10 protein-coding genes are annotated in these 13,572 nt (G+C 33.4%); 7 read left to right on the top strand and 3 right to left on the bottom strand.

Features of this window, described 5'->3' with window-relative positions; translation table 11 throughout:
- Nucleotide 1 precedes the first annotated feature (1 nt).
- Nucleotides 2-2,608 (bottom strand): DNA mismatch repair protein MutS, encoded by a 2,607-nt coding sequence (gene mutS, locus G6042_RS08885; RefSeq protein ID WP_169524030.1) that lies wholly within the window; start codon nt 2,606-2,608, stop codon nt 2-4.
- 153 nt (nt 2,609-2,761) lie between these two features.
- Between mutS and G6042_RS08880 the strand changes: the two genes are divergently transcribed.
- From G6042_RS08880 to G6042_RS08870, 3 genes are all read left to right on the top strand, one after another.
- The gene (locus G6042_RS08880; protein WP_169524028.1) at nt 2,762-3,220 is read left to right on the top strand and encodes a DUF1573 domain-containing protein; all 459 of its coding nucleotides are present in this window, start codon (nt 2,762-2,764) and stop codon (nt 3,218-3,220) included.
- Between the two features lie 89 nt (nt 3,221-3,309).
- Entirely contained in the window at nt 3,310-3,840 is a 531-nt protein-coding gene (locus G6042_RS08875; protein ID WP_169524027.1) for an RNA methyltransferase, read from the top strand.
- A gap of 46 nt (nt 3,841-3,886) precedes the next feature.
- Nucleotides 3,887-6,019 (top strand): Ig-like domain-containing protein, encoded by a 2,133-nt coding sequence (locus G6042_RS08870; protein WP_169524025.1) that lies wholly within the window; start codon nt 3,887-3,889, stop codon nt 6,017-6,019.
- Nucleotides 6,020-6,021: 2 nt separating this feature from the next.
- Here the strand turns inward: G6042_RS08870 and folK are convergent, their stop codons facing one another.
- Nucleotides 6,022-7,158 (bottom strand): 2-amino-4-hydroxy-6-hydroxymethyldihydropteridine diphosphokinase, encoded by a 1,137-nt coding sequence (folK, locus tag G6042_RS08865; protein ID WP_169524024.1) that lies wholly within the window; start codon nt 7,156-7,158, stop codon nt 6,022-6,024.
- 166 nt (nt 7,159-7,324) lie between these two features.
- On the opposite strand from folK, the gene G6042_RS08860 reads away from it, so the two are divergent.
- Complete coding sequence (locus tag G6042_RS08860; RefSeq protein WP_169524022.1) at nt 7,325-9,931, top strand: AsmA-like C-terminal region-containing protein; 2,607 nt, start codon at nt 7,325-7,327, stop codon at nt 9,929-9,931.
- A gap of 147 nt (nt 9,932-10,078) precedes the next feature.
- On the opposite strand, the gene G6042_RS08855 is transcribed toward G6042_RS08860, so the two are convergent.
- The gene (locus tag G6042_RS08855; protein ID WP_169524020.1) at nt 10,079-10,873 is read right to left on the bottom strand and encodes a DUF2797 domain-containing protein; all 795 of its coding nucleotides are present in this window, start codon (nt 10,871-10,873) and stop codon (nt 10,079-10,081) included.
- An 87-nt stretch (nt 10,874-10,960) separates the two neighbouring features.
- Between G6042_RS08855 and G6042_RS08850 the strand changes: the two genes are divergently transcribed.
- From G6042_RS08850 to G6042_RS08840, 3 genes are read left to right on the top strand one after another with little or no spacing between them, the layout of a single operon-like run.
- On the top strand, nt 10,961-11,365 hold the full coding sequence (locus tag G6042_RS08850) for a hypothetical protein (RefSeq protein WP_169524018.1): 405 nt from the start codon (nt 10,961-10,963) through the stop codon (nt 11,363-11,365).
- Between the two features lie 15 nt (nt 11,366-11,380).
- Nucleotides 11,381-11,992, top strand: a complete 612-nt coding sequence (locus G6042_RS08845; protein WP_169524016.1) for an N-acetylmuramoyl-L-alanine amidase family protein — start codon at nt 11,381-11,383, stop codon at nt 11,990-11,992.
- 35 nt (nt 11,993-12,027) lie between these two features.
- On the top strand, nt 12,028-13,560 hold the full coding sequence (locus tag G6042_RS08840; RefSeq protein ID WP_169524014.1) for a GH3 auxin-responsive promoter family protein: 1,533 nt from the start codon (nt 12,028-12,030) through the stop codon (nt 13,558-13,560).
- Nucleotides 13,561-13,572: the final 12 nt, after the last annotated feature.

The following is a 13,572-nucleotide window of genomic DNA, read 5'->3' as shown; positions in this document are numbered from 1 at the left end:
CTTATTTTTTCAACAACATTCTTTTCAGTTCGTTCAATTTCATCAATGCTTCCACTGGCGTTAGCGTATTAATATCCAAACTCAAAATGTCTTCTCTGATTTCTTCCAACAGCGGATCATCCATACTGAAAATGTTGAGTTGCATTTCGTCCTTAGCTGATTTAATAGTATTCAATGCATCACTAGAATGATTTTTCTCCAGTTTCTTCAACAATTTTTGTGCTTTTTGAATAACCGTTTGCGGCATTCCAGCCATTTTTGCTACATGAATTCCAAAACTGTGCGCGCTTCCACCTTTTACCAATTTACGAATAAACAAAACATTATCTTTTAATTCCTTCACCGAGACATTATGGTTTTGAATTCGAGGCAAAAGTTCAGACATTTCATTTAATTCGTGATAATGTGTTGCGAACAATGTTTTTGGTCGGGCTGGATTTTCGTGTAAAAATTCGGCAATTGCCCAAGCTATGGAAATTCCGTCATACGTGCTGGTTCCACGACCGATTTCGTCTAACAAAACCAAACTTCTATCGGAAATATTATTCAAGATTGAAGCCGTTTCGTTCATTTCGACCATAAAAGTAGATTCGCCCATCGAAATATTATCGCTTGCTCCAACTCGGGTAAAAATTTTATCTACAATTCCCATTCGAACTTTTTCGGCTGGAACAAAACTTCCCATTTGTCCTAACAATACAATTAAAGCCGTTTGTCTTAAAATTGCCGATTTACCCGACATATTTGGTCCAGTAATCATAATTAGCTGTTGCGTTTCTCTATCCAGAAAAATATCATTTGCCACATAAGGAACGCCAACTGGAAGCTGTTTTTCAATAACTGGATGTCTTCCGTTTGTAATTTCCAATTCAAAAGTATCATCCAAAATTGGACAAACATAATCGTTCTCAATAGCCAACTGTGCAAACGAAGTCAAACAATCTAATTGTGCTACCAAATTAGCATTCATCTGAACTGGTTTTATGTAAGTTCCAATCCAAACTACTAATTGTTCAAAAAGACGGCTTTCTATTTGATGAATTTTTTCTTCGGCACCAAGAATTTTCGTTTCATATTCTTTTAACTCTTCGGTGATATATCGTTCCGCATTAACCAAAGTTTGTTTTCTAATCCATTCGGTTGGAACTTTATCTTTATGTGTATTTCGAACTTCGATATAGTAACCAAAAACATTATTAAACGATATTTTTAGCGATGAAATTCCTGTTCTTTCTGATTCGCGTTGTTCAATTCCTTCCAAATATTCTTTACCTGAAAAAGCAATGTTTCGCAATTCATCCAACTCAGGATGAACTCCTGTTGCGATTGCATTTCCTTTAGCAATAGCAACTGGCGCATCTTGATTAAGTGTTTCTTTAATTTTTTCGCGAAGCAAATCACAAGCATGCAAACTATCACCAATCACACGAACGGCTTCTTGCTCACTTTCAAGTGCAATATTTTTTATTGGGATAATTGCATCCAACGATTCTTTAAGATAAATAACTTCTCTTGGTGAAATTTTACCCGTTGCCACTTTTGAGATCAATCGCTCCAAATCAGAAATTTGCTTAATCTGATATTGGATTTTCTGTAAAATTTCGGTGTTTTCCTTTAAATAAGAAACCACTTCGTGACGACTTCTTATCTTATTTATATCTTTTAAAGGCAATGCCAACCAACGTTTCAACAAGCGTGAACCCATTGGGGAAATAGTTTTATCGATTACGTCCAAAAGTGTTACTGCATTTTGAGAATGGCTATGATACAATTCTAGATTTCTAATAGTAAATCGATCCATCCAAACATAAGCATCTTCTGCTATTCGATGAATGTTTGTGATATGTTGTACTTTATTATGTTGCGTTTCGGATAAATAATAAAGTATCGCACCCGAAGCTATAATTCCATCGGGTAATTCTTCTATCCCAAAACCTTTCAAAGAATTTGTTTGAAAATGATTGGTTAATGTTTCAACTGCATAATCTTCTTTGTAAACCCAATCTTCCAGATAAAACACATTAAAATCTTCACCAAAAGCCGATTTAAAATCAGATTTATTGTTTTTTTGAATTAAAATTTCACTCGGCTGAAAATTTTGCAAAAGCTTGTCAATATATTCCTGATTTCCTTGAGAAGTTAAAAATTCTCCTGTAGAAACATCCAAAAAAGCGACACCAAGCTGTTTTTTACTAAAATAAACCGATGCTAAAAAATTATTCGATTTAGAATGCAAAACCTCATCATTCATCGAAACTCCAGGCGTAACCAATTCCGTTACTCCACGTTTCACAATGGTTTTGGTCATTTTTGGATCTTCCAATTGGTCACAAATCGCTACTCGAAGTCCGGCTTTTACTAATTTTGGCAAATAAGTATTCAACGAATGATGCGGAAATCCAGCCAAAGCGGTTTCGGTTTCACTTCCTGCGCCACGTTTGGTTAAAACAATCCCTAATATTTTTGAAGCTCGAATAGCATCTTCTCCAAAAGTTTCATAAAAATCACCTACACGAAACAATAAACACGCATCGGGATATTTACTTTTTATCTCGTTGTATTGTTTCATCAACGGAGTTTCTTTTGGTGCTTTATCTTTTGATGCCAATGTAAAATAATATTAAAATGATTTTGTGACAGCGAATTTAATTATTTTTGAAACGATAGCCATTTTAAATTTTAATTTAATATTAAGATTAAAAAAAGGAGGCGAATATTTTTTTTAAATAGATTTGTACCATAATCATAAAACACAATAAAAATGAAAAAAATAATTTTACTTGCTGCAATCACTTTCTTCGGTGTTGCTACTACAAATGCTCAAACTGCAAAAAAAGCAGTTAAAAAAGAAGTTACTAAAACTGAAGCTCCAAAAGTTGACGGTGCAGGATTAGTTTTCGAAAGCGAAACTATCGATTATGGAACAATCCAAAAAGGTGCTGACGGAAAAAGAGAGTTCGTTTTAACTAATAACGGAAACAAACCATTAACAATCACTAATGCACAAGGTTCATGCGGTTGTACTGTTCCAACAAAACCTGATGGTCCAGTTGCTCCAGGAGCAAAAGCTGTTATTGGTGTAAAATATGACACAAACAGACCTGGTCCATTTACTAAAACAATTACTATTACATCAAATGCTTCAGAAACTCCAAAAGTATTGACTATTAAAGGAAATGTAGTAGATTCTGCTCCAGCTGCTGAACCAGTAAAAAGTTAATTATTAATTACTGATTTTTTATAAAATCTCGTCTCGTTGTAAAAAATGAGACGAGATTTTTTTTGAATATCTTTGCAAAAAATTTCAAAATGAGAAAGCTCGAAAACAAAGAACTAGAACGCAAAACTGTTGATGATTTTAAACAAGCCGAAAAAACGCCCATTATTATTATTCTTGACGACATTAGAAGTTTGCACAACATTGGTTCAGTTTTTAGAACTTCGGATGCATTTCTTATCGAAAAAATATATTTATGTGGCATAACAGCAACTCCGCCAAACAAAGAAATACATAAAACAGCACTTGGCGCAACTGAAACCGTAGCTTGGGAATATCAAAAAGATGTACTTTCAGTTATAGAAAAATTGAAAAACGAAAGCGTAGAAGTCTTTGCCATTGAACAAGTAGAAAATGCTGTTTTTCTTCAAAATTTTGAAATCGATAAAACTAAAAAACACGCTTTAGTCTTTGGAAATGAAGTCTATGGTGTAAACCAAAAAGCGATTGAAATTTGCAATGGAACTATTGAAATTCCTCAACTTGGCACAAAACATTCACTAAATATTTCGGTTAGTGCAGGAATTGTGGTTTGGGATTTATTTCAAAAAATAAAATTCTAACAAATCTTTAGCAAACTATAAGTCTAAATTTTTCTATTTTTAAGCCATGTATAAAAAAATCATTCTAGCCTTAATTTTCATTTCTTCAATTTTTGGATACAATTCATTTGCTAATCCAATAAAGTTCAATAATGAAAATCCAGTTTTTAGACAAAAAAAACAGAAAAAGTTTATTCTAAATAATGCTCCTGTTTTATCTGCTACTGGAAATCAAATTTATTGTCCACAAACCCAAATGAAAATCGTCACTGATTTCAATATTGTTGACGATGATCCAGGAATTGATGCTATTTATGTTCAAATTTCTTCGGGATATGTAAGTTCGCAAGATGTTTTACTTTTAACCGGAAATCATCCAAACATTACCACATCTTGGAACCAAACTACCGGAAAATTAACACTTACTGGAGTTTCTGGACAACCAACATATCCACAAATTATTGCAGCTGTTAAAGACATCGTTTATCAAAATAATTCTGCTAATCCGCAAGCTAACACTAAAACATTTTCTATAACCGTTGGTCAAGCGAATTATTTACCTTCCAACGGACATTATTATCAATACATTCCAAACGTTGGGATAACTTGGTCTAGTGCAAAAACTGCTGCAGAAAACAGTACTTACTATGGACTTCAAGGTTATTTAGCCACAATTACCGCTGTCGATGAAGCACAACTTTCAGGCGAACAAGCAGCTGGCGCAGGTTGGATTGGCGGAAGCGACGAAGCTACCGAAGGTGTTTGGCGATGGATGACTGGACCAGAAACAGGAATGATTTTTTGGAATGGCGGCGTAAATGGTTCAAGTCCAAATTTTGCCAATTGGAATAACGGCGAACCTAACAACATGAACAACGAAGATTATGCTCACGTAACAGCTCCAGGTGTTGGAATTCCTGGTTCGTGGAATGATTTATCAAATACTGGAGATGTAAGCGGCGATTATCAACCAAAAGGTTATATCGTGGAATATGGTGGAATGCCTGGCGATCCAGTTTTGAGTATTTCAACTAGTACAACCATTACAATTCCTGCTATCAATCCTGTTTCGACTTATGCCATTTGTAATTCGGCATCGGTAAACATGTCGGCAACCGCAACTGCTGGAACGATAAATTGGTATGATGTTTCAACTGGCGGAACCGTTCTAGCTTCAGGAAATAATTTCATAACACCTACATTAACAACTACCACAACCTATTATATTGACGCATTTCCGATAGGTTGTACAACTGGAACTCGAACTCCAATAACGGTAAATGTAAACCAAACACCATCGGTTACTGCACCAAGCTCAACTTCAACTTGTGAAGCTACATCAGTTACATTAACCGCATCAGCAACTACTGGAACTATTCACTGGTACAACAGTCTAACTTCTACAACGCCAATTGTCACTGGAAACACATTTACAACACCAACTTTAACACAAACAACAACTTACTACATCGAAGCCAATAACAACAATTGCATTTCAACACCTAGAAATTCGGTAACTGTTACAGTAAACCCAAAACCTGCAACTATTGCTGATAGTGAAATAGCCATTTGCGAAGGAACAAGTACAACTTTAACCGCTGGAATTTCAGGAATGGATTATGATTGGACAACTGGAGAAACTACTCAAAGTATTCCAGTTTCAACGCAAGGACAATATTCAGTTGAAATGACCAATGTTTTTGGCTGTTCGTCCACACAAAATTTTACCGTTAATGTAAAAGCAAAACCAATAATTTCAGATGTAATCATTACAGGAAATACAGCAACAATTTTAACCAATTCTGGGGATTTCGAGTTTTCAATTGATGGAGTTAACTATCAGTCTTCAAATGTTTTTCAATTACAAAGTGGTGGAATTTACATGGCTTATGCAAAAGATAAAGATTTTTGTGGAAATGATGACTTTCAATTTGTCTATATAACTTATCCAGCATTTTTTAGCCCAAATGGTGATGGCTTTAATGATTTTTGGACAATTAAAGGAATGAGTTTTTATCCTAATCCAGAAGTAACCATTTTTGACCGATATGGAAAAGTGATTGCTTTTATTAATATACAAAATCCTATTTGGGATGGAACTTATAACGGAAGACAACTTCCTGCTGATGATTATTGGTTTGTTGCCAAAGTAAGCAACATTTTACCCGAACACAAAGGTCATTTTAGTTTATTACGATAAAATTAGGATTGTAATTTCTTTTGAATTTCGTCTAAAATAAAAGCATAATCCGATTGATTTTCGACAAAATCTTTATCAGAAACATCGATGATTAAAACATTCAAATCCTTTTGAGATTTGATGTAATCAAGGTAACCGCTATTTATTTTTTCAAGATATTCTGCTGGAATTTCCTGTTCGTAACTTCTTCCTCGTAATTTTATATTTTGAAGTAATCGTTCGGTATTTTGATACAAATAAATATACAAATCGGGTTTTGGCATTTCTTTATAAATGATATCAAACATCGTTTTATATAATCGAAATTCGTCTTCAGCAAGGGTAACTTTAGCAAAAATCAAGGATTTAAAAATATGATAATCGGCTACGACAAAATCTTTAAATAAGTCAAATTGCGCTAAATCATCTGAAATTTGTTGATATCTATCGGCTAAAAAAGACATTTCGAGCGGAAAAGCATACCGACTTTGATCTTCATAAAATTTTGGTAAAAACGGATTATCCGCAAAACGTTCCAAAACCATTTTAGCATTAAAATCTTCGGCTAATTTATTGCTCAACGTTGTTTTTCCAGCACCAATATTTCCTTCGATAGCGATATAATTAAAATTGTTTAAAGGAATTTTTGTAATTGGATTTTCAAGCGATTGAATTACTTTAATATTACTTTTATCTTCGGAAAGCAGTAATAATTCATGAAGATATTTTTGTAAAATTGGATGACGCCAATCTAAATTCAAATCGCGCATTGGAACTAAAACAAACAATCTGTTTTGCATTTCAGGATGTGGAACTTTCAATTTTTCTGAAGCGATAATTTCTTCATCAAACGAAATCACATCAATATCGATAATTCTGGCTTGATAACCTTCAACATCGGAACGAATTCTACCCAAAGCTTCTTCGAGCAACAACACTTCGTCTAAAACCTGATGTGCTGATTTATGAGTATGAACCACAACCGCACAATTATAAAACGGTCCACTTTCAAAACCCCAAGCTGGCGTTTCAAAAAGTCGTGAAACCTTGATAACTGCGCCAATTTCACGATGAATTGATATAATGCAACGCTCAATATTCTCAAGGCGATTTCCTTGATTACTTCCTAACGATAAAACGACTTGATGCTGCTTATTCATACCAAGCGCAAATTAAATAAAACTATTTTAGAATAAAAGAAAAAACAAACCCGCTGTTGATAACTATTTTTTTACGCTAGAAATCATAAAACTAACCTAAATTTTATACAGCATTAGTCAAAAAGGCACTATTTTTGTAAGTATCATTGTAACAAAATTATTCGTTATGCTAAAGAAAATTTTAAAAATCGTTGGAATTGTTCTTCTATTATTGGTTGTTGCAGCTTTTGCAATTCCTTATTTTTTTAAAGACCAAATCAAAGCCAAAATCCTTACTTCCATCAATGAAAATGTAGATGCAAAAGTTGCTTTTGCCGATGCTGATTTGAGTTTGTTTAAAAATTTTCCAAATGCAAGCGTAACTATTGATAAACTTTCAATTATCAACAAAGCACCGTTTGAAGGCGATACTTTGGTTTCTTTTGAAGAATTAAACCTTAAAATGTCTATCAAAGAATTATTCAAAGGAGAAAATGAACCGATGAATATTGACGGAATTTCATCCAAAAACGGTTTGATAAACATTATTTTCAATAAAGATGGCGTTGGAAATTTTGATATTGCTTTGAAAAACAAAAAAGAAGACCAGAAAGACGACAATAAAAGCAAACCTTTAGCCTTAAAAATAAAAGAATACGAAATCGAGAATTTTAGATTTCAATTTTATGATGAAAAGTCAAAAATGAAAATGGTTCTTGATAGCATTAACCACGAAGGAAAAGGCGATTTTACTTCAACAAAATTAGATTTAGATACCAAAACTACAACCAAAGTTTCACTTTCGATGGATAAAGCCAACTATATGAAAAATGTGGCGCTTTCGTTGGATGCTGTTTTGGGAATTGATTTAGAAAAAAGCAAATATACGTTCAAAGAAAACAAAGCAAAAATCAACGAATTGCCATTAGAATTCGACGGTTTTATTCAAATTGTTGAAGCCGGACAAGAATATGACTTAAAGTTCAAAACGCCAACTTCGTCGTTCAAGAATTTCTTAGGATTAATTCCGGCGCAATATGCTGCGAGTTTGGATAATGTAAAAACCACTGGAGATTTTACCGTTGCAGGTTTTGCTAAAGGTTTATATTCTGAAACTACTGTACCAAAATTCAACATCGAAATTGCTTCCAATAATGCTTCATTCCAATATCCGGATTTACCAAAATCGGTTCGAAATATTGTGATTGACACCAAAATCATCAACGAAACTGGTGTCATGAATGATACTTATGTGAATTTGGACAAATTATCATTCCAAATTGACCAAGATGTTTTCAATGCGAAAGCTAACATTAATAACATAGCCGAAAATGCTTTGGTAAACGCTGATTTGAAAGGAACAATCAATTTGGCTAATGTAACAAAAGCTTATCCGGTAAAGCTTGACAAACCTTTAAGTGGAATTTTGAAAGCCGATGTAAAAACGGAATTCGACATGCAATCGGTAGAAAAAAGCGATTATGCACGAATTAAAAATGCCGGAACAATCGATTTGTCAGGATTTAATTATACCGATGAAAATGGCAAAACGATAAATATCAGTAAAGTTTTAGTGGCTTTCAATCCAAACACTGTAAACTTACAACAGTTTAACGCTAAAACAGGAAAAAGTGATATTGCTGTGAATGGAGTTTTGGAAAATTTCTACGGATTTGTATTCAAAAATCAAGAGTTGAAAGGAAATTTTAACCTGAATTCTAACCAATTAGCGGTTAATGATTTTATGACAACGGAACCTGAAACCGATAAAAAAGAAGAAGCTAAAAAATCGGAAGCCATGAAGATTCCAGCGTTCTTAAATTGTTCTTTAACGGCAAAAGCCAATATGGTTTTATACGATAATTTGACATTGAAAAATGTTTCTGGAAAAATCATCATTAAAGACCAAAAAGCAACCTTACAAAACGGAAAAACCGATATTTTTGGCGGTTCGATTGCATTTGATGGCGATATTTCTACCAAAGAAAAAACACCAAAATTCAATATGGATTTAGGATTGAATACCGTTGATATCATGCAAACGTTTACCCAATTGGATATGATGAAAAAAATTGCACCAATTGCAGGCGTAATTAATGGAAAATTGAACTCAAAAATTCATTTATCAGGTAATCTGAATGAAACCGAAATGACACCTGTTTTAAGTAGCTTATCTGGAGATTTATTAGGACAATTGCTTTCAACGACTGTGAATTCTAAAAATTCAACATTATTATCAGCATTAGACAGCAACCTGAATTTTGTGGATTTGACTAAGTTAAATTTGAATGATTTAAAAGCTGCTGTCACTTTTAAAGACGGAAAAGTAAACGTAAAACCTTTTGATATTAAATACCAAGACATCAAAGTGAATGTTGGCGGAACACACGGTTTTGACCAAAACATGAATTATAATTTAAAACTAGATGTTCCAGCAAAATATCTTGGAACCGAAGCCAATAATTTAATCGCAAAATTATCGCCAGCCGATGCTCAAAAAGTAGAAAGCATTCCGATTAATGCTATTCTTGGCGGAAGTTTTTCGTCGCCAAAAATCACTACCGATGTGAAACAAGCCACAACTAACTTGGTAAATAATTTGGTAAAACAACAAAAAGACAAATTGGTTACAGGTGGAAAAGATGCTTTGAGCGGAATTATTTCTAATGCTACAAAACCAAAAACAGACACAACCAAAACCGATGTCAAAAAAGATGTTCAAACCAAAGCCAACAGTTTGATTAAAGACATTTTTGGTAAAAAGAAAAAAGAAGAACCAAAGAAAACGGAATAGTTTTTTTAACCACTAAGACACAAAAAAAGCACAAAGTTCACTAGAATTTTGTGCTTTTTTTTACTAAATGATTGTCATTCCGTAGGAATCTCAAAATTGCTATGAGATTCCTACGGAATGACAAAGTTTAAGGTTATAATTTTATTTTTATATCGAAATCTTCACTACATAACCTTCAAAAGTTCGAATGTTAAAAACTGTTCCGTCATCAAAAATTAAATATTGCCCTTTAATTCCTGTTAGCTTTCCTGAAAAATTAGGAGATTTATCCAAATTCAAGCTAGTTACTTTCTTAGGATATTCTAAAACTGGAAAATGCAATTCGTATAAATCGTTTTTATCAACGTCATAATATTCCTGAACTTCTTTTGGTATCAAATATTTTAATGATGCTTTTTCTTTTAGCAAATCTACATTTGGAATATCATTTTTCAACATTTTTTGCCAATTGGTTTTATCGGCAAAATGATTTTTCAATGCGACTTCGGTAATTCCTGCCAAATAACGATTGGGAACTTCAACAATTGGAATGGCTTGAATTGCACCTTGATCTATCCAGCGTGTTGGTACTTGAGTTTTTCGCGTCACACCAACTTTTACTTCACTCGACAATGCTAAATACACGATATGTGGTTGTAATTGCACTTTTTTTTCATACTCCAAATCGCGATCTTCAATGTCTAAATGTGCTGTGGAAAGCTCGGGTTTCATAATCCAATCGCCAGCCGAAGCCGAACTCATGAAACAATCATAGCAAAATCCTTGTCGGAAAATTTTTTTCTTTTTACCACAATTCAAACATTGATAACCCACGAAATTGATTTCCATCGATTTGTCTAAAAGTTGGTTTAAGCTCAAAAAACTATTCTCAAATACCAAATAATATTGAATTGGATTTAAAAATTCGGTTTGCATTTTGGTAAGAACGCCTTCGTATGTCATACTATCGATTTTCAGATTTTTGGCTAAATTTATAATAATTTTAGTATTTTAGCGTCATTCAAATAGTATTAAACCAAATTTTGAACCATGAAAAAACTACTTATTTTGTTTTGTTTTGTTGTTATGTCTTCGTTTTCAATACAATCAGACTTGAGAAAACTTCCTGACGGAAATTATGTTGCTGTATTGGACAAACAATACAAAGACAATGGATTAGTGGATTATGAATTCACCATCAAAAACGATAAGTTTATCATCAAAATTGGGAATACCACCGAAATGCTAGACATCAATTGGATTGATGAAAACTCATTTATTGTAAAAGGTTATACCGAACCTTCATCACCTTCAAAAACCACAAAAAATGTTGTATCAGCATACAGAATCTCTTTCAATATTACCAAACAAGAAGGAAATGAATATCATTTCAACTTAGGTAAAGAATCTGAAAATGATCCTGTTTATTCCGGAAAGTTTGTAAAATTTAACTAACCAAAATCCCTAACCATGAAAAAACTATTCAAAGCTTTACTTCTCGTTGTTGCTTTTGCAACCGTTTCGTTTATTTCTTCTGAAAAAGAAACAATTACCGTGGTTGTCGATGCTGGTCATGGCGGACATGATTTTGGCGGAAAACACGATGATATGCTAGAAAAAGATTTGGCTAACGCTATTTCTAAAAAAATTGAAGCGCTAAATTCTGATAAAAATATCAAACTTCTTTTTACTCGTGATGACGATAAATTTGTAGAATTAGCTGAACGAACAAACTACATCAATAGCGTAAAACCCGATTTAGTTTTGTCGTTACACGTCAACAATAATAAAAATATAACAACTAGTGGTTTTGAAATTTTTGTTTCCGATAAATCGGTTGCTTATGAAAAATCAAACGAATTGGCACAAAAATTAGTTTTAGACTTCGAAAAAAATATTCCACTAAAAAATCGCGGTGTAAAAACAGCACCTTTTTTCGTTTTGTCAAAATCAGAAGTTCCAGCATTAACGCTAGAAATGGGTTTTATTTCTAATCAAAATGATAGAAACTACATTACTAGCGAAGAAGGTCAAAACCAAATTGCACAAACAATTTTAAACTTTGTTTCTGGTTTGAAGTAATTAGTAAATAGTTGACAAAATTCTAAATTTAAAACATGTTCTATCCAATAATAAATTCGATTGCTTCATGGGTTTTGAAACAGCGCATTCATCAGATTGAGTTGTTTTTAAAATATCCTAATGAAGTTCAGGACGAATTATTGATGAACTTGCTTCGCCAATGTGAAGAAACAGTTCTTGGAAAAAAATATGATTTTGAAAGCATAAAATCCTATCGAACTTTTGCCGAACGAATTCCGATTTCTTCCTACGAAGATTTGGAACCCATGATTGAAGAAACGCGCAAAGGTTATCAAAATATTTTTTGGAACACACCCATAAAATGGTTTGCCAAGTCAAGCGGAACAACCAATGCCAAAAGCAAATTTATTCCCGTGAGTAACGAAGCTTTGGAAAATTGTCATTACAAAGCTAGCAAGGATTTGCTTTGTATGTATTTGAACAACAACGAAAACTCCGAAATGTTTTTGGGCAAAAGTTTGCGTCTTGGCGGAAGTTCACAAATCCACGAAAATAACAATACGTTTTTTGGTGATTTATCGGCGATATTGATTGAAAATATGCCAATGTGGGCAGAATTTAGCAGTACGCCAAGCAATAAAACATCGCTAATGAGCGAATGGGAAAGCAAACTAACGGCAATCATCAACGAAACCAGAACCGAAAACGTAACCAGTTTTGCTGGCGTTCCATCTTGGATGTTGGTCTTGTTAAACCGAATTTTAACCGAATCAGGGAAAGAAAATCTTTTTGAACTTTGGCCAAATTTAGAAGTCTATTTTCACGGTGGCGTAAGTTTTGAACCTTATCGCGAGCAATACAAAAAGATTTTACCAAATTCTAAATTCAAATATTACGAAATCTACAATGCTTCCGAAGGATTTTTTGCCATTCAGGATTTGAATTATTCCAATGATTTATTGCTGATGTTGGATTACGGAATTTTCTATGAATTTATTCCGATGGATACTTTTGGCACACCAAATCAAAAGATTGTTCGTTTAGCCGATGTAGAATTATTCAAAAATTATGCGGTTGTCATCACTACCAATGCTGGTTTATGGCGATATCTGATTGGCGATACCGTTCGATTTACCTCATTAAATCCATACAGAATTCGAGTTTCAGGACGAACGAAACATCACATTAATGTTTTTGGCGAAGAATTAATGGTTGAAAATACCGATTCGGCAATTGCAAAAACGTGTTCTACTTTACACTGTGAAGTAAAAGATTATACCGTTGCGCCAATTTTTATGAAAGACAAAGAAAAAGGAGCACACGAATGGATAATTGAGTTTAAAAAACATCCTGAAGATATTCATTTGTTCCAAAAAGTTTTGGACGAAAATCTGCAATCAGTCAATTCTGATTATGAAGCCAAACGCTACAACAACATGACATTAAATCAATTGAAAATTAATGTAGCGCGAGAAAATCTTTTTTATGATTGGCTAAAAGACAACAACAAACTCGGCGGACAACACAAAATACCGAGACTTTCCAATCAACGAGATTATTTGGAACAATTACTTGAAATGCAAAATATAGTAAATTCCAAATTTTAAAAATCCAAAATC

Source organism: Flavobacterium solisilvae (assembly GCF_012911605.1).
Classification (GTDB): Bacteria; Bacteroidota; Bacteroidia; order Flavobacteriales; family Flavobacteriaceae; genus Flavobacterium; species Flavobacterium solisilvae.
This window is presented reverse-complemented; position numbering and strand designations above follow the sequence as displayed.